Genomic DNA, 20,337 nt, shown 5'->3' with positions numbered 1-20,337 from the left:
TCCGGCTCCTACTTCGCCGCAAGCTGCGCCGGGGCGCCACTCACCGTCGTACAGCAGTACATCGAGCGGCAGCAGCGCCCCGTGAGCTGAGGTCACCAGTGCGGACCCGTGCCCCTGGTGCGGGTCACCCCTATTTTGAGATGGCCTTCACCATCCGGCCTGAAGACCGGAGCACTGGCCAAGATCAAAGGTAGAGGTGCCTCTGCAAGGGCTCCGACATGCGGTGGTGGGCCACGGCTGAGTGGGGAGCCACGGTGACGAGTCCCTGGATGATCTCCACCTTGCAGCCCTTGGGGCGTCGGTCCGCTTCCAGACCCAGACGAGTTCGTCCCACTCATTGTCGGTCAGCAGATAGTCGCCCTCGAACTCGTCCATGGGCCCATCCAACATGCCGAACGGGACCGGCGGAGGTCCACCGATCCCGTTCACCCGAAAGGGAAATCCCCTGGTCAGGCGATACGTTCCAGCACCACCGGCGACGCCTGGAAGGCCGTGCCCGGTGCCGCGATGTCGTAGGAGCCCTCGACCGCTTGGAGCGCGTACTCGAAGCGCTCGGAGGTGTCCGTGTGGAGGGTCAGCAGGGGCTGGCCCTCGGTGACCGTGTCGCCCGGCTTGGCGTGCATCTCGACGCCCGCCGCCGCCTGCACCGGGTCCTCCTTGCGGGCGCGGCCGGCGCCCAGGCGCCAGGCGGCGATGCCGATGTCGTAGGCGTCCAGGCGGGTGAGGACACCCGAGGACGGCGCCTTGATGACGTGCTGTTCCTTCGACGTGGGCAGCACGGCGTCCGGGTCGCCGCCCTGGGCCGCGATCATGCGGCGCCAGACGTCCATGGCCGAGCCGTCGGCCAGGGCCTTCGCGGGGTCGGCGTCCTTGATGCCGGCCGCTTCGAGCATCTCGCGGGCCAGGGCGACGGTCAGCTCGACCACGTCCGCGGGGCCGCCGCCCGCCAGGACCTCCACCGACTCGCGGACCTCCAGAGCGTTGCCGGCGGTCAGGCCCAGCGGGGTCGACATGTCGGTCAGGAGCGCCACCGTCTTCACGCCGTGGTCGGTGCCGAGGCCGACCATCGTGGTGGCCAGTTCGCGGGCGTCGTCCAGGGTCTTCATGAAGGCGCCGCTGCCCACCTTGACGTCCAGGACCAGGGAGCCCGTGCCCTCGGCGATCTTCTTCGACATGATCGATGAGGCGATGAGCGGGATCGCCTCCACCGTGCCGGTCACGTCCCGCAGCGCGTACAGCTTCTTGTCCGCCGGGGCCAGGCCGTCGCCCGCCGCGCAGATCACCGCGCCCGTGGTGTCCAGGACGTTCAGCATCTCCTCGTTGGAGAGCAGGGCCCGCCAGCCGGGGATCGACTCCAGCTTGTCCAGCGTGCCGCCGGTGTGGCCGAGGCCCCGGCCGGAGAGCTGCGGCACGGCAGCGCCGCACGCCGCCACCAGCGGGGCCAGCGGCAGGGTGATCTTGTCACCGACGCCGCCCGTCGAGTGCTTGTCCGCCGTCGGGCGGGACAGGGTGGAGAAGTCCATGCGCTCGCCGGAGGCGATCATGGCCGCCGTCCAGCGGGCGATCTCGCGCCGGTTCATGCCGTTGAGCAGGATCGCCATGGCGAGCGCGGACATCTGCTCGTCGGCGACCTCGCCGCGGGTGTACGCGTCGATGACCCAGTCGATCTGCTCGTCGGTCAGCTCGCCGCGGTCCCGCTTGGTGCGGATCACGGAGATGGCGTCCATGGCCATGGCGGGTGTTGTTCCTTCCGGGAGGTGCGAAGTGTGCGGCCCCCCTGCGAGCGGGACAGGGGGGCCGTACGGGACTTACTTGGTGAGATGGTCCGGGCCGAAGGCCTGGGGCAGCATCTCGGAGAGCGGGAGGACGCCCGCGGGGGTGTCCAGCAGGAGGTCCGGGCCGCCGAACTCGTACAGCAGCTGACGGCAGCGGCCGCACGGCACGAGCAGGCCGCCCTTGCCGTCCACGCAGGTGAAGTGCGTGAGGCGGCCGCCGCCCGTGCGCTGCAGGTCGGAGACCAGGCCGCACTCGGCGCACAGGCCGATGCCGTAGGAGGCGTTCTCCACGTTGCAGCCGGTGACCGTGCGGCCGTCGTCGACCCGGGCCGCCACGCCGACCGGGAAGCCGGAGTAGGGGGCGTACGCGTGGGACATCGCCTCACGCGCCACCACTCGCAGCGCCTCCCAGTCGAACCCGGCGGCTTCCTCTGTCACTTGCCCTGACCCTTCCGGTAGCGCATACCGTCCGCCTTCGGCATCCGCAGGCGCTGCGCCGACAGCGACAGCACCAGCAGGGTGACGACGTACGGCGTGGCACCCACGAAGTCGCTCGGGACCTCGTCGGTGACCAGGTACCAGAGCAGCACCAGCGCGGCCACGACGAGGCTGATCGCGCCCTGCCACAGCGACGTGCGGTACAGCTTCCAGCCTGCCAGGGCGACGAGCAGGATGACCAGCAGGAGCAGCAGCGCGTGCACGGTCGTGCCGCCGTTGCGCAGCTGGAGGGCGTCGGAGTAGCCGAACAGGCCCGCGCCCATCGCGAGGCCGCCCGGACGCCAGTTGCCGAAGATCATCGCCGCGAGGCCGATGTAGCCGCGGCCACCGGTCTGGCCCTCCAGGTAGGTGTGCGAGGTGACCAGCGCGAGGAAGGCGCCGCCGAGGCCGGCCAGGCCGCCGGAGACGGCCACGGCCGCGTACTTGTACTTGTAGACGTTGACGCCGAGGGACTCGGCCGCGGTCGGGTTCTCGCCGCAGGAGCGCAGGCGCAGACCGAACGGGGTGCGCCACAGCAGCCACCAGCTGCCGACGAACAGCACCGCGGCCAGGATCGTGATCACGGACAGGTTGGTGATCAGACCGCCGATGATGCCGGCGAGGTCGGACACCAGGAACCAGTGGTGCTTCTCGATCGAGGAGAGGCCGTCGGACAGGCCGGGCACGGTGACCTGCGGCAGCGAGTCCACCGGCGGGGACTGCTTGGGGTTGCCGCCCGCGTCGGCCGCGCTGCCGCCCGCGAAGAACAGCTTGGCGAGGTACTGGGTGGCACCGAGCGCGAGCAGGTTGATCGCGACACCGGAGACGATGTGGTCGACGCCGAAGGTGACGGTGGCGACGGCGTGCAGCAGGCCGCCGAGGACGCCGAAGCCGATCCCGCACAGCAGGCCGAGCCAGGGGCTGGACTGCCAGCCGACCCAGCCGGCGCCGAAGGTGCCGAGGATCATCATGCCCTCGAGGCCGATGTTGACCACACCGGACCGCTCGGACCACAGGCCCGCGAGGCCGGCGAGGCCGATCGGCACCGCGAGGCCCAGCGCGGCGCTGACCTGCCCGGCGGAGTCGAGCTGGTTGGAGCCGGTGATCACGCGGACCGCGGCCAGGAGCAGCAGCGCACCCGCGACGAACAGGAGGATCTGGCCGAAGGAGCGACCCGAGCGCTGCGGCGCGCCGGCCGCCTTGGGCGCCGCGGGCGGCGGCGTGTCGGTCATCGTGGCAGTCATCACGCCACCTCCTGCTTCTTCGTCGGGGCGGCGGGCTGGGCGGCGAGTTCGGCGCCCACCTTCTGCTGCTGGCGCTTGAGACCGTAGCGGCGCACGACCTCGTAGGCGATCACGACGCACAGGACGATGACGCCCTGGATGACGCCGAGGATCTCCTTGTCGTAGCCCTGGAACTCCAGGTGGTTGGTGGTGCGCTCCAGGAAGCCCCAGAGCAGGGCGCCGAGCGCGATGCCGATCGGGTGGTTGCGGCCGAGCAGCGCGATGGCGATGCCGGTGAAGCCGATGCCGACCGGGAAGTCGTTGCTGAACTGGTGGCTGTCGTTGAGCAGGGTCGGCATGCCGATGAGACCTGCCACCGCACCCGAGATGATCATGCTGGTGGCGACCATCTTCTTCACCGACACACCGCTCGCGGAGGCGGCGCTCTCGGACTGGCCGACCGTGCGCAGGTCGAAGCCGAACCGGGTGCGGCCGAGCACGAACCAGTACGCGATGCCGACGAGCACGGCGACGAAGATGAAGCCCCACAGCGTGCCGGCCGGGCCCGTGTCGATCGAGAAGAAGTACGAGGACGACGGCAGCGGCTTGGTGGAGACGAGGGTGCCGCCCTGCTGCAGCTCGGCGAGACGCCCGGGCTGGAGCAGGTAGGCGATGATCGCGGTGGCGATCGAGTTCAGCATGATGGTCGAGATGACCTCGCTGACGCCCCGGGTCACCTTGAGGATGCCCGCGATGGCCGCCCACAGGGCGCCGGTCGCCATCGCGCAGATGAGGATCAGCGGGATGGCGATCCAGCCGGGCACGGTCAGCGCCCCGCCGAGGACGGCGGCGAAGAACGCGGCGAGCCGGTACTGGCCGTCGACGCCGATGTTGAACAGGTTCATGCGGAAGCCGATGGCCACCGCGACACCCGCGAGGTAGTACGTCGTCGCCTTGTTCAGGATGTAGACCTGGCTGTCGCTGGCGAAGCCGTAGGTCACCATGTCGCTGAACGCGTCGCCGGGGTTCTTGCCGGTCGCGAGGATCACCAGGGTGGTGACGACGAGCGCGGCGACAATCGCCAGCAGCGGTGCCGCGATCCCGAGGAGCAGCCGCTCCTTGTCGATCCGTGAGGTCAGCTTGTTCATCGCTCGTCGTCCTCTGTGTGCTCCAGGTGGCCGGTGGCCGCACCCGTCATGGCGGAGCCCAGCTCTTCGGGGGTGATGGTGGCGGGGTCGGCGTCGGCGACCAGACGGCCGCGGTACATCACCCGCAGGGTGTCGGAGAGCCCGATCAGCTCGTCCAGGTCGGCGGAGATGAGCAGCACGGCCAGTCCCTCGCGGCGGGCCTCGCGGATGTAGTCCCAGATGGCCGCCTGCGCGCCGACGTCCACACCGCGGGTGGGGTGGGCGGCGATGAGCAGCTTGGGGCCGTGGCTCATCTCGCGGCCGACGATCAGCTTCTGCTGGTTGCCGCCGGACAGCGAGGCCGCGGTCACGTCGATGCCGGGGGTGCGGACGTCGTACGCCTGCACGATCCGCTCGGTGTCGGCGCGGGCCGCCTTGATGTCGAGGAGCTGGCCGCGGGAGTTGGGCCTCTCGGTGACGTGGCCGAGGATGCGGTTCTCCCACAGCGGGGCTTCCAGCAGCAGGCCGTGGCGGTGGCGGTCCTCGGGGATGTAGCCGATGCCGGCCTCGCGGCGGTCGCGGGTCGGGGTGTGGGAGATGTCGGTGCCGTCGAGCGTGACGACGCCGGCGTCCGGGTGGCGCATGCCCATGATCGCCTCGACCAGCTCGGACTGGCCGTTGCCCTCCACACCGGCGATGCCGAGGACCTCGCCCTTGTGGATGGTGAAGGAGATCTGGTCCAGGATGATCCGCTCGATGCCCTCGAGGTCGGTCTGCGCGAGGTGCAGCCCCTCCACCTTCAGCATCGGGACGTCCGTGACGGTGGACTCCGCGGTCTCCGGGGTGGGCAGCTCGGCGCCGACCATCAGCTCGGCGAGCTGCTTGGGGGTGGTGCCGCGCGGCGAGACCGTGCCGACGGTGGTGCCGCGCCGGATGACGGTGATCTCGTCGGCGACCGACAGCACCTCGCCCAGCTTGTGGGAGATGAAGATGACGGTGAGGCCCTCGGACTTCAGCTCGCGCAGGTTGTCGAAGAGCGCCTCGACCTCCTGCGGCACGAGCACGGCCGTCGGCTCGTCGAGGATGAGGGTCTTGGCGCCGCGGTAGAGGACCTTGAGGATCTCCACGCGCTGACGATCGGCGACGCCGAGCTCCTCCACCAGCACGTCCGGGCGGACGTTCAGGCCGTAGGCGTCCGAGATCTCCTTGATCTTGGTGCGGGCCTTGTTGCCGATGCCGTACAGCTTCTCCGCGCCGAGGACGACGTTCTCCAGCACGGTGAGGTTGTCGGCCAGCATGAAGTGCTGGTGCACCATGCCGATGCCGCGGGCGATGGCGTCGGCGGGGTTGTTGAAGGTGACCGTCTCGCCGTTCACGGTGATGGTGCCCTCGTCCGGCTGCTGCATGCCGTAGAGGATCTTCATCAGGGTGGACTTGCCGGCGCCGTTCTCACCGCAGAGGGCGTGGACGGTGCCCGTGCGGACCGTGATGTCGATGTCGCGGTTGGCGACGACGCCGGGGAAGCGCTTGGTGATGCCGCGCAGTTCGACGGCAGCGGGAGGGCTGGACGCGTTGATGGCGCACTCTCCTCGAGGAAAGGGGCTGCATGGGGGAGGTGGCGGGCGTCGGCGACGCTAGCGCGGCAACTCCGCGCTACACGCGTAGAGTTGACACATTGTTATGGCTCGGCGGGGGCCACCGAAGGCGCCCCAGCGCCGAGCCTCAAGTCCCACGGTACGACCGGACCGTCGGTTCGACGGGCCGGCCGTACCGGTCGGGTCACGGGGTCGTCTTGACCTTGATCGAGCCGTCGACGATCTTCTTCTTCGCCGCGTCCAGCTTGGCCTGGATGTCGTCGATGAAGCCACCGCTGGTGGCCAGCGAGACGCCGCCCTTCTCCAGGGAGTAGGTGTTGACGCCGGTCAGCGGCTTGCCGTCGTGCACGGACTTGATGAAGTCGTAGACACCGACGTCGACGTTCTTGACCATCGAGGTCAGGATCGAGTTCTTGTACTGGGCCAGACCCGGGATGTTGTACTGGTCCGAGTCGACGCCGATGGCCCAGGTGCCCTTCTTGCCGCTGATGGCCTCGATGGCACCGTTGCCGGAGGAGCCGGCCGCCGAGTAGATCACGTCGGCGCCGTTGTCCAGCATGCCCTGCGCGGCCTCCTTGCCCTTGTCGGGGCTGGCGAAGCCGGAGAAGTCCGAGCCGTGGCTCAGGTACTGGGTGTCGACCTTGATCTTCGGGTCGGTGGCCTTGGCGCCCTGGACGTAACCCGCCTCGAACTTCTTGATCAGCGGGACGTCGACACCGCCGATGAAGCCGATGTGGTGCGCCTTGGACTTCAGCGCGGCCGCGACACCGGCCAGGTAGGAGCCCTGCTCCTCGGTGAAGGTGATGCTGTCGACGTTCTTGGCGTCCACGACCGAGTCGACGATGCCGAAGCTCGTCTTCGGGTACTTCGCGGCGACCTTGGACATCGACGTGGCGTAGGAGAAGCCGACACCGACGATCGGGTTGTAGCCGGCCTCGGCCAGGTCCGACAGGCGCTGCTCGCGGTCGGCCTCGGTGTCCGAGGTCTTCGCGGTCAGCTCCTTGATGTCGCCGCCGAACTCGCTCTTGGCCTTGTCGGCACCACGCGCGGCGGAGTCGTTGAAGGAACGGTCACCGCGGCCGCCGACGTCGAAGGCGAGACCGATCTTGACACCCTTGCCGCCGGCCGAGGAGGACGGCGAGGCGTTGTTGTCGGAGGAGGTGCTGCCACAGGCAGTGGCAGTGAGGGCGAGTGCCGCGGTCGCTGCACACGCGGCGGAAAGCTTGGCTACCCGGCGCACGGGAGGCTCCTTCACCTGACCTGAGCGCCGTGTCGGCGCTTGATGTGAGCACCATGCCGGTGCTCGAGCCGAAACGCCCCGGCGGCGTCGGCTTCGCGGCATCGTAACGCGCGTAGATGTCGCAAAAAACCCTCTCGCGAAGCCGTTATCGATTCGAGGCAAACAGCGTCTGAACTCGCTCTCCCCGTCCTCTCATGGCGGTGTTGCACGGCGTGCACGAATGGCTTACGAGTATGTTGCGCAGGCCAGCGGGAGGGCCCCAGGGCTCCCGACTCGGGGCGCCCCCGGGGCCCGCGAGGCTCAGCCCTGTACGCCGTTCGGCTCCAGGAAGGCCGCCGCCGTGAACATCTCCACGCCGACGGTGATCGCGTGCTCGTCGGCGTCGAAGTCGCCCTGGTGGAGATCGCGTACGGTGCGCTCGCCGGGCGTGCGGACACCGAGCCGTGCCATCGCGCCGGGTACGTGCTCCAGGTACCAGGAGAAGTCCTCGCCGCCGAGGCTCTGCTCGGTGCTCTCGACGGAGTCGCGGCCGCGGCGCGCCGCCATCGCCCGGCGCAGCAGGTCGGTCGACTCCCGGTCGTTGACGACGGGCGGCACCCCGCGCACATAGGTGATCTCGGACTTGGCGCGGTGCATGGTGGCGACCTCGTCGATGGCCGCGTGCACGATGTCGGGGGCCTGCCGCCAGGCGTCCAGGTCCAGGCAGCGCACGGTCCCGGACAGCTCGGCGTGCTGCGGGATCACGTTCGGGGCGTGGCCCGACTCGATCCGCCCCCAGGTCACCGCCAGCCCGGCCCGGGTGTCGACGCGCCGGGCGATCAGCGCGGGCACGTCGACGGCGACCCGGGCGGCGGCGGTGACGAGGTCGGTGGTCAGATGCGGCCGGGCGGTGTGCCCGCCGGGCCCGTCCAGGGCGATCTCCAGCCGGTCGCAGGCGCTCGTGATCGCGCCGTGCCGCAGCCCGATCTTCCCGGCGTCGACGCGGGGGTCGCAGTGCACCGCGAGGATCCGCTCGACCCCCTTCAGCGCCCCGTCCTCGATGGCGTCCAGCGCGCCGCCAGGCAGCACCTCCTCGGCGGGCTGGAAGAGCAGCCGCACCGGACGGGGCAGCAGGCCCTTGGCGTGCAGGTCGGCGAGCACGAGCCCGGCGCCGAGCACGACGGTCGTGTGCACGTCGTGCCCGCACGCATGCGCCCGGTCGGGCACGGTCGACCGATACGGGCAGTCACTCTTCGTGTCCGGGATGGGCAGGGCGTCGATGTCCGCGCGCAGGGCCAGCAGCGGCAGGGCCGACCGCTCACCCTCCGTCAGGCCGATGTCACAGACGAGTCCGGTTCCCTTGGCGAGCACCCGGGGCCGAAGCCCGGCCAGCTCCAGCCGCTCCTTGATCGCGGCGGTCGTACGGAACTCCTGATTGCCCAGCTCAGGGTGCATGTGCAGGTCGCGACGGAAGGCGACGAGTTCGGCGTGCAGGGCTTCGCTCAGCACGCCGGGGAGCACATCCCCCGCGAGGCCGGCCTCGGACTCTAGGGACATCAATTGCTTCACCCTCTGAAGGGTAGGACGCCCGGCTGGTCAACTACCCCTCGATCAACAAAAGTTCAGCCCGTTTGGGGGAAGAAAATCTGACCGACGGACGCATGGCGGCGGACACGGATGGGTAAAACCTCTGTTTCTCCTTCCACGCATACCACGCCTCCCCGCACTCACGCGCGCCGTGTCCACGAACCGGACCCCGTTCCGCACCCCCGGCCGGTAGGGTCCGGGCCCGTGACGGACGCGACCGAGACCTTCCTGCAGACGACCCGCACCTCCTACGACGCGATCGCCAAGGATTACGCCGCCCAGTTCCCCGCCGGCCGCTGGCATCCCCTGGACCGCACCGTGATCACCGCCTTCGCCGAGCTGGTCAGCAGGCACGGCACGGCACCCGTGGCCGACCTGGGCAGCGGCCCCGGCCATGTCACCGCGCTCCTCGACGAGCTGGGCGTCCCGGCCTTCGGCGTCGACCTCTCCCCCGCCATGGTGGCGCTGGCCCGCGACACCTACCCCCGGCTGCGCTTCCACATCGGTTCCATGACGTCCCTGGACCTGCCGGACGCCACCCTGGGCGGCATCCTCGCCCTGCACTCGACGATCCACGTCCCCGACGCCCACCTGCCGACGGCCTGCGCGGAATTCCACCGCACCCTCCAGCCCGGCGGCCACGTCCTCCTCGCCTTCCAGCCCGCCGACGCGCCCGGCCACCTCCACCTGCCGGAGCGCTTCGGCCACGAGATCGACCTCGACTACTACTGGCGCACCCCGGAGCAGCTCACCACGGTACTGACAGAGGCCGGCCTGGACCTGGTGGCGACGGCGCACCGAGAACCAACCGGCGAGGAAACCAGACCCCGAGCCTTCGTACTCTCCCGCAAGCCCACCCCCGAAGGGTGACCCCCCCCGGCGACTACCACGCCGATTGGCAGATTTGTACCAGCCACCCTGCGGCAAAGCCGCAGGTCAGCCGAGAGCGACAGACGGGCGAGCGGAACGAATCTGCCAATCCCCTCCGGCTCACCACCGGAGGCTCGCCCGACTCCGCCGAGCCGCCCAACCTCGCCCGCCAAGCGGTCGCCGACCCCTACGCCAACCGCGTGACCGTCGCCAGGCGGTGGACGTCGCGGGCCGTGCCCGTCACTCCCGACAGGAAGCCCTGGGCTCGCGGTGACGCGTTTTCCGTGAGCCAGGCGGGGTCGATGTCGCACACCGCAACCCGTACCCCCGTGCCCGCCAGGGCCAGCGGCAGGGTGTGGACGACGGTCGACGGGAAGCTCAGTACCGTACGGCCGATCGGGCCCCGGCGGGCGATCAGCTCCAGGGGGAGATCCGGGCGGACTATCTCCAGGCCGGTCTCGGCGGCCAGGCGGTGGAGCTTGTCCGTGCTCTCCCGGCGGTGCGCGAAGTAGCGCGTCGCACCGTGCGTCTTGGCCAGGTGACGGACCGCTCCGAGATAGGCGTCACCGTCCACGACCCCCGTCTCCACCAGGGACGTCCCCACCATGTCGGCGCCCTTGGTGATGCGCGGGGGCCCGAAGCGGGCGCGGGTCCAGGAGAAGTCGTTGGCCGTGACCGTCACCCCGTCCGGGGTCTCCGTCACCGGCATGGAGGAGAAGACCTCGACCCGGCGGCGGGCGCTGGGCGTCAGCCGGCGGCGGGCCGAGGACGAAACGGGGGCGAACAGCAGATCGCGGGCGCCCGGGCGGCCGCCCTTGCGGTGCCAGCGGACCAGCCGCTCGCCCCGGGCCAGCTGGGCGACGAACTCCATCGTCGCCGTGCCGTCGTCGACCACGACCAGGTCCTTCGCCCGGGTGATCGTCAACAGCAACTGCACATACCGCGAGAACGGGTCGCCCATGACGATCCGGTCGGCCCGGCGGAGCGAGCCCGCCAGGCCGCCGATCGTCGAGAAGGGCGCGGTCGTACCGCCCCGCGCCTCCTCCCAGCGCACCCGGTACCCCTCGTCCCGGGCCAGGTCCGCCATGCGGCGCAGCTGGCCCCGGGTCATGGGGTCGGTCGGGGACAGGACGACGACCGTGAGCTCCGCGCCGGTCTGTGGGGGGTCGCCGGCCACCGTCCGCCGTACCTGCGCGGGCACGGACGGAAGCGGGTCCGTCCCCGGCAGGGGGTCCGGCTCCGCGCCGCGCAGGCCGTGCAGATGCGCCCACTCCAGCACGTTGAGCAGCTGGACCGGGCTCTCCACGAAGGCGAGCGTGCGGGGAGGGTGGCCGGCGTGACCGGCGCGGGGGCTCATCGGCGTACGACCGTCCCGTCCTAAGGGAATCAAGAGGCCAGTGCTCAGACGGTGACCGGCTCGCCGGCCGCGGCCGCGATCTCCGCCTCGGCGACGACACCGGCGACGCGGCGCAGCTTCTTCATCGGGCCCATCTCGGAGTCGTACACCTTCTTGACGCCGTCGCCGAGGGAGGCCTCGATGGTGCGGATGTCACGGACGAGGCGCGTGAGGCCCTGCGGCTCGACGGAGGCGGCCTGGTCGGAGCCCCACATGGCGCGGTCGAGGGTGATGTGACGCTCGACGAACACGGCGCCCAGCGCCACCGCCGCCAGCGTCGTCTGCAGGCCGGTCTCGTGGCCGGAGTAGCCGATCGGGACGTTCGGGTACTCCTTCTCCAGCGTGTTGATCACGCGGAGGTTCAGCTCCTCGGCCTTCGCCGGGTAGGTGGAGGTGGCGTGGCACATGAGGATGTTGTCGCTGCCCAGGACCTCGACCGCGTGGCGGATCTGCTTCGGGGTCGACATGCCCGTGGAGAGGATGACCGTGCGGCCGGTGGCACGCAGCGCGCGCAGCAGCTCGTCGTCGGTCAGGGAGGCGGAGGCCACCTTGTGGGCCGGCAGGTCGAACTTCTCCAGGAAGGCGACGGCCTCGGTGTCCCACGGGGAGGCGAACCAGTCGATCCCCTTCTCCTTGCAGTACTCGTCGATCTGGCGGTACTCGTCCTCACCGAACTCCACGCGGTGGCGGTAGTCGATGTAGGTCATCCGGCCCCAGGGGGTGTCGCGCTCGATGTCCCACTGGTCGCGCGGGGTGCAGATCTCCGGGGTGCGCTTCTGGAACTTGACCGCGTCGCAGCCGGCCTCGGCGGCCACGTCGATCAGCTTGAAGGCGTTCTCCAGCTCACCGTTGTGGTTGATGCCGATCTCGCCGCAGATGTAGACGGGCTTGCCGGGGCCGACCTCGCGGGAACCGAACGTACGCAGACGGGAGTTGGTGCTCATCAGGGGGATGTCCTTACTTGGGGAGGGAATCGAGAGAGGGGCCGAGGATCCAGCTGGCGATCTCTCGGATCGCGCCGTCACCGCCGGGCACGGTGGTGACCGCGCGTGCGGCGCCGCGTACGACGTCGTGGGCGCTCGCGACCGCCACGGGCCAGCCGACGAGGGCGAAGCACGGCAGGTCGTTGACGTCGTTGCCGACGTAGAGCACGCGCTCCGGCGCGATGCCCTGCTCCTCGCACCACTGCTTGAGGGCGAGGTCCTTGCGGTCGATGCCGTGCAGCACCGGGAGCTTGAGCTTCCGGGCGCGGGCGGCGACCACAGGGTTCTGTTCCGTGGACAGGATCAGCATCTTCAGGCCGCTCCTGCGGAGGGCCGCGATGCCGAGTCCGTCGCCGCGGTGCACGGAGACGAACTCCCGTCCTTCGGAGTCGATCAGCACCCGGTCGTCGGTCTGGGTGCCGTCGAAGTCCAGTACGACCGCGTCGATGTCGGCGGCGGTCGGCAGCGAACCGGGGCGGTCCGCGTCGAAGAGGGGCGCCAGGGCGCGGGCCCGGGCGAGGTCGTGCGGGTCGTCGATCTCCAGCACGCGCGCGGGGTCGGTGCGCACGAGTTCCGTACGGCCGAAGAAGCGGTGCTGGTGCTTGCGGAAGCCGGCCGCGTCCATCGCGTAGGCGGCGCCGGTCTCCAGGAAGTCCTGGGGGCGGTCCTGGCGGCGCGGGCGGTAGGACTTGTCGTGGTTGACGCCCACCCCGCCCTCGGTCTCCGCGTCGGCCTCGCGCCAGATGAAGCCGTGGAACGGGGCCACGGTCACCGCCGTGTCCGCGCCGTTCTCGACGACCGCGCCGGCCACCCCGTCGATGTCCTCGCGGACGATGAAGGGGCTGGTGCACTGCACGAGCAGGACCGCGTCGACCGTCGCGCCGTGCAGCGCCTCGTGGGCGTCCATGGCGTGCAGGACCGCGGCCTCGGAGGTCGCCGTGTCCCCGGCGATGGCGGCGGGCCGCAGCACGACCTCGGCGCCGGCCTCGCGGGCGGCGGCGGCGATGGCCTGGTCGTCGGTGGAGACGACGACGTCGGTCACCAGCCGGGTCGCCAGGCACTCGCGCACCGCGCGCGCCACCAGCGGGACCCCGCCGACGGGCGCGAGGTTCTTCGCGGGCACGCCCTTGGAGCCGCCGCGCGCGGGGATCACCGCGAGCACCCGGCGCACCGTCGCGCCTTGGCCCGCTTCCGGGTTGGACATGGGGTCTCCTTGGATGGTCACAGCTCCCCCATCCGGCGGATCACCGGAGCGACCCGCTGCACGCCGTGGCGGTAGGCGCCACGCGCGGCGCGGCGCACGATCTGGCGGACCGGTCCGGGCTCCTTGTCGGCGGCGGGCGCGCCGGGCAGCGGGACGCCGTCGGGGCCGAGGTGGTGCCGGGCGAGGATGCCGGGCAGGTAGCCGGGCGCGGTCTCGGGGGTGTAGTAGGGGTTCAGGGGCGGCAGGCCGCCGGGGCGGTCGAGCAGCTTGGCGATGCGTTCGCGGGCGGTGTCGAAGGCGGTGGCGTAGGAGCCGTCGGCGGCGACGCCCTGCCGGGCCACCCACTCCGCGTCCGGCACCGGCCGGTGCCCGGCGTCGAGCTGGTCCCAGGAGGCGAGGCAGCCGGAGCCGGTGAAGTGGTGGTTGCCGAGCACCTCGCGCACCCCCAGGTCGGTCAGGATCACCGTGGGGATGCGGCGGTGCAGGGCCTCCAGGGCGGCCGTGGAGCTGACCGTGACCAGCAGGTCGGTGCGGTCCAGCACCTCGCCCATGTGGCCGTACACCAGGCGGAAGTTGGCGGGCAGGTCCGTGCCCTGCGCCAGCTTCTGGTACGGCAGCTCCTCGATGTGGGTGGTGTGTTCGCCCGGCTTGGAGCGCAGCTTCAGCAGCACCTCGCGCTCGGGGTGCCTGCGGGCGTGCTCGATCAGCCGGCCGAGCAGGTACGTACGGTCCTTGCGGCTGTCCGGGACGGACGGCTGGGCCGCGAAGACCACGGTGTACGGATCGTGTTCACCGGTGTACGGCGCCCCGCCGAGGAAGGGCAGCGCGACCTCGGTGACCGAGGAGGCGTCGGCTCCCACGCCCTCGTACACGGCCCGGAAGCGGTCCGCGTCGTGCCGGGAGTTGGCGAGGACGAGGTCCGCGCCGTGCCGCAGCAGCAGGCCGTCGGCGAGCTTCTCGTAGACGACACCGACGTACCCGGTGACGACGACGGGACGCTTGCCGGCGCCCGCCCAGGCGGCGCGCAGTCCGTGCAGCATGGCCTGGACGCCGCCGCCGACGAGCGCGAGGATGAGGACGTCGTACCGGTCCTCGGCGGCTCCACCCATCGCACGCAGGAACTCGACGCCGGTGACCTCGCGGAGCGAGTCCGCCCGGACGCCGACCTCTCGCAACTGGCGGGCTGTCGGGGTGGCACGTCCCCGCAGGAAGTAGCCGTCGAGTCGGATCTCGGCGTCCGCGGGAGCGAGGCGTTGCGCGGTGAGCGCGCCCCACTTCCACCGGGTGTCGGAATCGGCGAGGACGGCGACCCGCAGGGACTTCGTAGCACTTGCTGGCACGTCGAAGACGCTAGGAAGCCATTCCGAGGATCCGCCTAACCCGAATACAACAAACGGTTAACAGCACATCGCCGAATGGCGAATCAGGCCGCGAGAGGGCAGGAAAAAAGCCTGGTTCACAGCTTCGCCACGTGCCGTTCACCCAGTATCAAGCAGACGGTCAAGACGAATGACGGGCTTCCGCCTAACGTCCCTGACGTGGTCAAGCTCTCCGTCATCGTGCCGTTCTACAACGTGCAGCAATACGCGCCCGACACGCTCAGGAGCCTGAAGGCGAACGCGCGTGAGGACTTCGAATTCATTCTCGTCGACGACTGTTCCCGCGACGGGACACCAGAGATTCTCGCGCGCGCGGAGCGCGAGCTGCCCGGAGCGGTCTACGTCCGGCACGAGCAGAACGGAGGGCTGGCGACCGCCCGCAACACCGGTATCGACCGGGCGCGCGGCGAGTACCTGACCTTCCTGGACGGCGACGACTGGCTCGCTCCCGGCTACTTCCCGCAGCTGGTCGCCGCCATGGAGGAGCTGGGCTGCGACTTCATCCGCACCGACCACGTGCAGTGCACCGCGCGCTCACGCACGGTGAACCGGGTGCCCGTCGGCCGGCGGAACGTGGTGATGGACCCGCGCGAGGCGATCCTGCCCGCCGACCGGTCCACGTCCGTCGACTACGCGTACGCGTGGGCGGGCGCCTACCATCGCCGGCTCGTGGACAAGGGGCTGCTGCACTTCACCGACGGGCTGCGCACGGCCGAGGACCGCCCCTGGATCTGGAAGCTGCACCGGGAGGCGGAATCCTTCGCCGCGGTCAGCATGCTCGGGGTGTTCTACCGGCGCGGAGTCGCTTCCTCGCTCACCCAGATCGGCGATGTCCGGCAGCTCGATTTCATTCGCGCGTTCGACCAGGTCATCGCGGAAACCGCCCAGGACCGGGACGCCGACGAGCTGCTGCCGAAGGCCGTCCGCACCTACTGCGCCATCATTTCCCATCATCTGGGATCCATCGAAAGGTTCGAGCCCGCGGTGGCGAAGAAACTGAAATCCATGAGTGCCGCGGCCCTGCGCCGCATGCCGCAGGACGTACTGGACGAGGCGCTGGACTCCATGGACCTCCAGCGCGCCACCAAGCTGCGCCGGCTGCGCCGCCGTCCCGCCGCGGGGGCCGCCGCGTGACCACCCAGATCTTCCAGGCGTCGACGCTGTACGGCACGGCCACGCTCGCCGCCGCCCTGGACTCCGGCTGCTTCCTCCCGGCCGACCGGCGGATCCTGCTGGTGTGCAACAACGCGGCCACGCCCGAGACCACGCCCGCGCTGGACGAGGCGCCCGGCTTCGAGAAGCTGCGCGACCGGTTCGACGAGGTGATCTCGTACAACGAGACCATCTTCCCCTTCCACCCGGGCGGCTGGGCGCCCCGCGGCGACGACCTGCCGCTGTGGGAACGCTTCCTGCGCCACGAGTGGCGCCTCGGCGACGACGACGTGGCGCTGGCCGTCGAGTCGATCCAGGTCAACCCGTCCCTGGCGCTCGCGCAGATCTTCACCGGCGCCCCGGTGACGGTCTACGCCGACGGCCTGATGAGCTACGGCCCCACCCGCAACAAGATCGATCCGCTGGTCGGCACCCGCGTGGACCGGGTGCTCCACCTGGACCTGGTGCCGGGCCTGCAGCCGCTGCTGCTGACCGAGTTCGGCGTGCCCGGCGAGGTGCTGCAGACGTCCGCCTTCACCAAGGTCCTCGCAGAACTCGCGCCCTCCGGCGCGGAGTTGCCGGACATCGAGGAGCCCGCGCTGCTGCTCGGCCAGTATCTGTCCGCGCTGGACATCCTCACCGCCGAGCAGGAGGAGAACCTGCATGTGCGGATGCTGAAGGGCGCGGCCGCGCTCGGGCACACCAAGGTGGTGTTCAAGCCGCACCCGTCCGCGCCGGCCCGCTTCACCCGGCTGCTGGAGCAGGAGGCGGAGCGGCTGAAGGTCGAGCTGACCGTGCTCGACACCCCGGTCCTCGCCGAGGTGCTGTACCAGCGGATGCGTCCCGCGCTGGTCGTCGGCTGCTTCTCCACCGCCCTGCTCACGGCGCAGGCCCTGTACGGCCTGCCGGTCGCCCGCATCGGCACCGAGCTGCTGCTGGAGCAGCTGACGCCGTACGAGAACAGCAACCGCGTCCCGGTGACGATCGCCGACGCGCTGCTGCCCGACCTCGGCGACCGTGCCGCGGTGACCGAGCAGCGCGCCGGCATGGACGTGGAGGCGCTCGGCGCGCTGATCCGCGCGGTGGGCTTCGCGATGCAGCCGAAGATCTACCCGAGGCTGCGCGCGCAGGCCGAGATCTGGCTGGCGCGGAACCTGAACCAGCGGACCATGCGCTACTTCAAGCGCCGGCGCCTGTCCTCGCTGGCCCTGCCCGGCGGGGTGCCCGCCCAGCTTGCGTTCATCCCGCGCAACGCGACCGTCCGCCGCGTGGCCAAGAAGGCGCGCAGCCTTCGCAACTCCGTACGACGCTGAGGCGAGGCGGGCCCAGCGATGGGCCCGCCCTCCTCGTTCACCCGTACGTCAACCCAACTATGCGGTCATTTCAGGTACTTTCACACAAAGTACCGAGATGATCGGCGTTTGTTCGGGTAGGCGCCGAGCATCATGGCTGTTTCAACCCCCACCCTCGCCGCCGTTCCCGCTCCCCCCACCGCCGGAACGGCACCCGCCCCCAGGTCCCGAAGCCGTCTGCTCGCCCTGGACGGTCTGCGGCTCGTCGCCGCGCTGATGGTCTGCGTCTACCACTACACCGGCCGCGGCGGCCCGGTCTCCGCGTCCTGGCACGGGAGTCCGGGCCACCTCTTCCCGACGCTGTCCCGGGCCGCCGTCTACGGCAATCTCGGTGTGCAGTTCTTCTTCGTGATCAGCGGTTTCGTCATCTGCATGAGCAGCTGGGGCCGCACCCTCGGTGACTTCTTCCGCTCCCGCGTCGCGCGCCTCTACCCCGCCTACTGGGTGGCCCTGGTCCTGATCACGGGGGCGTCGCTCGCGCTGCCCGTCGTCGTCCACCCGGTCCGTCTGGACGAGTTCCTGGTCAACCTGACGATGCTCCAGCAGCCGATGGGCGCGACCCGCGTGCTGGGCGTGTGCTGGACGCTGTGGGTCGAGGTCCGCTTCTACGCGCTGTTCGCACTGCTCGTCGTCCTGCGCGGGGTGACCCACCGCCGGGTGGTGCTGTTCGCGTGCGTGTGGACCCTGGCGGCCGTGCTGTGCCACTCGTCCGGCAACGAGCTGCTGAACCAGGTGGTCATGCCCGAGTACGCCCCGTTCTTCGTCGGCGGTCTGGCGCTGTACCTGATCCACCGCTTCGGCGGCGACCTGCTCGCGTGGGGCATCGTCGCGATGTCCTGGCTGCTCGCCCAGAGCGAGGCCACCCGCGGTCTGTGGGGCCCGCACCCGCACCGAGACCCCTACGTCGTCGTCCTGATCGTCACCGTCGCCTTCGCGGCCGTCGCAGCGGTGGCGCTGGGCTGGACGCGCTGGGCCTCCTGGTCCTGGCTGGTCACGGCCGGCGCGCTGACATACCCGTTCTACCTGGTCCACGAGCACCTCGGCTGGTTCGTCATCCGGGTGCTGCACCGGGGGCTCGGGCTGCCCGCGTGGCCGACGCTCGGGGTGACGGTGGTCTCCATGCTGCTGCTCGCCTGGCTGATCCACCGGTTCGTGGAGACGCCGTTCGGCCCGCGCCTGAAGCGGGCGCTGAAGGGGCGGAAGTTGGGCAGCCGTTCACCTCGTCTTGGGTTTTGAACCGGCCCATCGGGCAGGCACCGTAGAGCCCTTGCCACCCCCAGGCCGCACAGGCTTCTCGCAGGGATCCCACAGACGCCGTACCGAGGGAGTACCCACCCCGCATGGCCACCATCCAGGAAACGACGCGACAGCCCCATCGTCTGGACGACGTGCCGGGCTGGTTCCCGGTGCTCGACCAGGTGCTCTTCGACTGGTTCCTGAGCCGGCAGGAAACCGCGGAAATGCGGGGTGATCTGCTGGAAGTCGGGGTCTACATGGGAAAGAGCGCGATCTTCGTCGGCCGGCACCAGCAGCCGGGCGAGCGCTACACCGTGTGCGACCTCTTCGAGGGCGACGCCCCGGACGACGCCAACCAGGCCGAGTCCACCAAGTCCTACAGCGCGCTGACCCGGCGCGTGTTCGAGGACAACTACCTCTCCTTCCACGACGAGCTCCCCCGCGTGCTGCAGGGCCCCAGCTCGGTCGTGCCCGGCGAGGTCGAGCCGCGCTCCTGCCGGTTCGTGCACATCGACGCCTCCCACCTGTACGAGCATGTGCACGGCGACATAGGAGCCGCTCATGATCTGCTGCTCCCGGACGGGATCGTCGTCCTGGACGACTTCCGCTCCGAGCACACCCCCGGAGTCTCCATCGCCACCTGGGAGGCCGTGCTCAACCGCGGCCTGCGCCCCATCTGCCTGAGCACCCAGAAGCTCTACGGCACCTGGGGCGACCCGGAGCCGATCCAGGAGGAGCTGCTGGCCATGGTGCGGCAGCGGTCCGACTGCCATCTGAGCGTCCAGGAGGCCGCCGGGCACCGGATCATCCGGCTGAAGTCCAAGGGCATGCGGGCGCCGGAGTTCCCGGCCTCCAAGCACGCGAAGGCGGCGCAGCCGCAGCCGGTTCCGCAGGAGACCCCGGCGCCCGCTCCCGCACCGGTCCGGCCCGCGCCGCGCCGCAGCGCGAGCCGGGTTCGCCGGGTCGCCGTCGACCTGCTGCCGCCGGTGGTCACACGGGCGATCCGCAAGGCGCGCGCGGCCAGGCGCCGGCCGGCCGGCTGATCGGTCAGCCGATCCCGTACCGCGCCCCGATACCCGCGATCACGAGCGCCAGCCCCTCCTCGAACTGCTCGTCGTACCCGACGAAGAGCAGCTTCCCGGCCTCGGCGGCGAGCGGGTACTCGGCCAGGCGCCGTGCGCGTTCCTCGACGTCGTACCCCTCCCGGCGCTCGCCCGGGAGGGGCTGCACGCCCTGTTCCTCGATGACGAAGCCGACGGTGTACGCGTTGGCCGTACGGCCCGCGTGGACGGCCTGGGCGAGGGTGAGACCGGCCTCCGTCAGCAGCCGCAGGTTCGCCTCCTGCGCGGGGGCGTGCTCCGTGCCCGTGAAGCGTGAGCCGCTGAACACCCGGGCGCCGTCGCGGTAGCCGAGCAACGCGGTCCGCAGCCCGCGGTTCGCCCTGAGCAGCCGATCCTGCCAGCTGTCGGCGGGATCGAGCGCGGTGCCGGCGACCATCCGCCGGTACATCTCCGTGGCCATCTCGTCCAGCAGCGCCTGCTTGTCCTTGAAGTGCCAGTACAGCGCGGGTGCCTTGACGTCCAGTTCCTTGGCGATGGCGCGCAGGGTCAGGCCGTCCAGGCCGACCTCGTTCAGCAGCCGCAGGGCGGTGTCGGCGACGCGTCGGCGGTCCAGGGGGGCGCGTTTCTCGGGGCTCACACTTGACACCTTAACAGCGTTAAGGGCACCCTCGTGGGCAACGGCACTTAACGACGTTAAGGAG

General features: G+C 70.5%; 17 protein-coding genes. 5 read left to right on the top strand and 12 right to left on the bottom strand.

The genetic code is table 11. The features are described 5' to 3' along the window. Nucleotides 1-449: 449 nt before the first annotated feature. From ACIBJF_RS40495 to ACIBJF_RS40465, 7 genes are all read right to left on the bottom strand, one after another. Nucleotides 450-1,727, bottom strand: a complete 1,278-nt coding sequence (locus tag ACIBJF_RS40495; protein WP_399181666.1) for a thymidine phosphorylase — start codon at nucleotides 1,725-1,727, stop codon at nucleotides 450-452. An 81-nt stretch (nucleotides 1,728-1,808) separates the two neighbouring features. Beyond that, entirely contained in the window at nucleotides 1,809-2,213 is a 405-nt protein-coding gene (locus ACIBJF_RS40490; protein ID WP_365321767.1) for a cytidine deaminase, read from the bottom strand. After that, nucleotides 2,210-3,496, bottom strand: a complete 1,287-nt coding sequence (locus tag ACIBJF_RS40485; RefSeq protein WP_399181661.1) for an ABC transporter permease — start codon at nucleotides 3,494-3,496, stop codon at nucleotides 2,210-2,212. The genes ACIBJF_RS40490 and ACIBJF_RS40485 overlap by 4 nt, the downstream gene beginning before the upstream one ends. Further along, complete coding sequence (locus tag ACIBJF_RS40480; protein WP_399181660.1) at nucleotides 3,496-4,623, bottom strand: ABC transporter permease; 1,128 nt, start codon at nucleotides 4,621-4,623, stop codon at nucleotides 3,496-3,498. Before ACIBJF_RS40480 ends, ACIBJF_RS40485 begins: the two co-directional genes overlap by 1 nt. Continuing rightward, entirely contained in the window at nucleotides 4,620-6,146 is a 1,527-nt protein-coding gene (locus tag ACIBJF_RS40475) for an ABC transporter ATP-binding protein (protein WP_399181665.1), read from the bottom strand. The genes ACIBJF_RS40480 and ACIBJF_RS40475 overlap by 4 nt, the downstream gene beginning before the upstream one ends. Before the next feature lie 235 nt (nucleotides 6,147-6,381). Then, nucleotides 6,382-7,437, bottom strand: coding sequence for a BMP family protein (locus ACIBJF_RS40470; RefSeq protein WP_399181658.1), 1,056 nt, complete (start codon nucleotides 7,435-7,437; stop codon nucleotides 6,382-6,384). A gap of 300 nt (nucleotides 7,438-7,737) precedes the next feature. Continuing rightward, nucleotides 7,738-8,973 (bottom strand): amidohydrolase, encoded by a 1,236-nt coding sequence (locus ACIBJF_RS40465; RefSeq protein ID WP_399181657.1) that lies wholly within the window; start codon nucleotides 8,971-8,973, stop codon nucleotides 7,738-7,740. Nucleotides 8,974-9,207: 234 nt separating this feature from the next. Here ACIBJF_RS40465 and ACIBJF_RS40460 point away from each other — a divergent pair, with 234 nt between their 5' ends. Then, complete coding sequence (locus ACIBJF_RS40460) at nucleotides 9,208-9,873, top strand: class I SAM-dependent DNA methyltransferase (RefSeq protein WP_399181656.1); 666 nt, start codon at nucleotides 9,208-9,210, stop codon at nucleotides 9,871-9,873. Nucleotides 9,874-10,060: 187 nt separating this feature from the next. Here the strand turns inward: ACIBJF_RS40460 and ACIBJF_RS40455 are convergent, their stop codons facing one another. The 4 genes from ACIBJF_RS40455 to ACIBJF_RS40440 are packed head-to-tail and all read right to left on the bottom strand — an operon-like array spanning nucleotide 10,061 to nucleotide 14,796. After that, on the bottom strand, nucleotides 10,061-11,230 hold the full coding sequence (locus ACIBJF_RS40455; protein ID WP_399181654.1) for a hypothetical protein: 1,170 nt from the start codon (nucleotides 11,228-11,230) through the stop codon (nucleotides 10,061-10,063). Between the two features lie 44 nt (nucleotides 11,231-11,274). After that, on the bottom strand, nucleotides 11,275-12,213 hold the full coding sequence (locus ACIBJF_RS40450) for an N-acetylneuraminate synthase family protein (RefSeq protein WP_399181652.1): 939 nt from the start codon (nucleotides 12,211-12,213) through the stop codon (nucleotides 11,275-11,277). Between the two features lie 13 nt (nucleotides 12,214-12,226). Continuing rightward, nucleotides 12,227-13,456: a cytidylyltransferase domain-containing protein gene (locus ACIBJF_RS40445; protein WP_399181650.1), complete on the bottom strand. Its 1,230-nt coding sequence runs from the start codon at nucleotides 13,454-13,456 to the stop codon at nucleotides 12,227-12,229. 17 nt (nucleotides 13,457-13,473) lie between these two features. Continuing rightward, on the bottom strand, nucleotides 13,474-14,796 hold the full coding sequence (locus ACIBJF_RS40440; protein ID WP_399181649.1) for a DUF6716 putative glycosyltransferase: 1,323 nt from the start codon (nucleotides 14,794-14,796) through the stop codon (nucleotides 13,474-13,476). A 198-nt stretch (nucleotides 14,797-14,994) separates the two neighbouring features. On the opposite strand from ACIBJF_RS40440, the gene ACIBJF_RS40435 reads away from it, so the two are divergent. From ACIBJF_RS40435 to ACIBJF_RS40420, 4 genes are all read left to right on the top strand, one after another. After that, complete coding sequence (locus ACIBJF_RS40435; RefSeq protein ID WP_399181647.1) at nucleotides 14,995-15,969, top strand: glycosyltransferase family 2 protein; 975 nt, start codon at nucleotides 14,995-14,997, stop codon at nucleotides 15,967-15,969. Next, nucleotides 15,966-17,300, top strand: a complete 1,335-nt coding sequence (locus ACIBJF_RS40430; RefSeq protein ID WP_399181646.1) for an alpha-2,8-polysialyltransferase family protein — start codon at nucleotides 15,966-15,968, stop codon at nucleotides 17,298-17,300. The genes ACIBJF_RS40435 and ACIBJF_RS40430 overlap by 4 nt, the downstream gene beginning before the upstream one ends. A gap of 132 nt (nucleotides 17,301-17,432) precedes the next feature. Then, entirely contained in the window at nucleotides 17,433-18,575 is a 1,143-nt protein-coding gene (locus ACIBJF_RS40425; protein WP_399181645.1) for an acyltransferase family protein, read from the top strand. A gap of 104 nt (nucleotides 18,576-18,679) precedes the next feature. Then, nucleotides 18,680-19,618 carry a class I SAM-dependent methyltransferase gene (locus tag ACIBJF_RS40420; protein ID WP_399181643.1) on the top strand — a complete coding sequence of 313 codons (939 nt, stop codon included), beginning with the start codon at nucleotides 18,680-18,682 and terminating at the stop codon, nucleotides 19,616-19,618. Between the two features lie 4 nt (nucleotides 19,619-19,622). Here the strand turns inward: ACIBJF_RS40420 and ACIBJF_RS40415 are convergent, their stop codons facing one another. Next, the gene (locus tag ACIBJF_RS40415) at nucleotides 19,623-20,273 is read right to left on the bottom strand and encodes a TetR/AcrR family transcriptional regulator C-terminal domain-containing protein (protein ID WP_399181642.1); all 651 of its coding nucleotides are present in this window, start codon (nucleotides 20,271-20,273) and stop codon (nucleotides 19,623-19,625) included. Nucleotides 20,274-20,337 lie beyond the last annotated feature (64 nt).

It is taken from the genome of Streptomyces sp. NPDC050743 (assembly GCF_044456925.1).
Lineage (GTDB): Bacteria > Actinomycetota > Actinomycetes > Streptomycetales > Streptomycetaceae > Streptomyces.
Note: the sequence above shows the minus strand (reverse complement) of the source record. Positions and strands in the feature narration are given on the sequence as shown.

Excerpts from the sequence above, each read along its gene's own strand:
- ACIBJF_RS40495 (WP_399181666.1), bottom strand. The coding sequence starts at position 1,727 with ATGGACGCCATCTCCGTGATCCGCACCAAGCGGGACCGCGGCGAGCTG.
- ACIBJF_RS40485 (WP_399181661.1), bottom strand. The coding sequence starts at position 3,496 with ATGACTGCCACGATGACCGACACGCCGCCGCCCGCGGCGCCCAAGGCG.
- ACIBJF_RS40480 (WP_399181660.1), bottom strand. The coding sequence starts at position 4,623 with ATGAACAAGCTGACCTCACGGATCGACAAGGAGCGGCTGCTCCTCGGG.
- ACIBJF_RS40465 (WP_399181657.1), bottom strand. The coding sequence starts at position 8,973 with ATGTCCCTAGAGTCCGAGGCCGGCCTCGCGGGGGATGTGCTCCCCGGC.
- ACIBJF_RS40455 (WP_399181654.1), bottom strand. The coding sequence starts at position 11,230 with ATGAGCCCCCGCGCCGGTCACGCCGGCCACCCTCCCCGCACGCTCGCC.
- ACIBJF_RS40450 (WP_399181652.1), bottom strand. The coding sequence starts at position 12,213 with ATGAGCACCAACTCCCGTCTGCGTACGTTCGGTTCCCGCGAGGTCGGC.
- ACIBJF_RS40445 (WP_399181650.1), bottom strand. The coding sequence starts at position 13,456 with ATGTCCAACCCGGAAGCGGGCCAAGGCGCGACGGTGCGCCGGGTGCTC.
- ACIBJF_RS40425 (WP_399181645.1), top strand. The coding sequence starts at position 17,433 with ATGGCTGTTTCAACCCCCACCCTCGCCGCCGTTCCCGCTCCCCCCACC.
- ACIBJF_RS40420 (WP_399181643.1), top strand. The coding sequence starts at position 18,680 with ATGGCCACCATCCAGGAAACGACGCGACAGCCCCATCGTCTGGACGAC.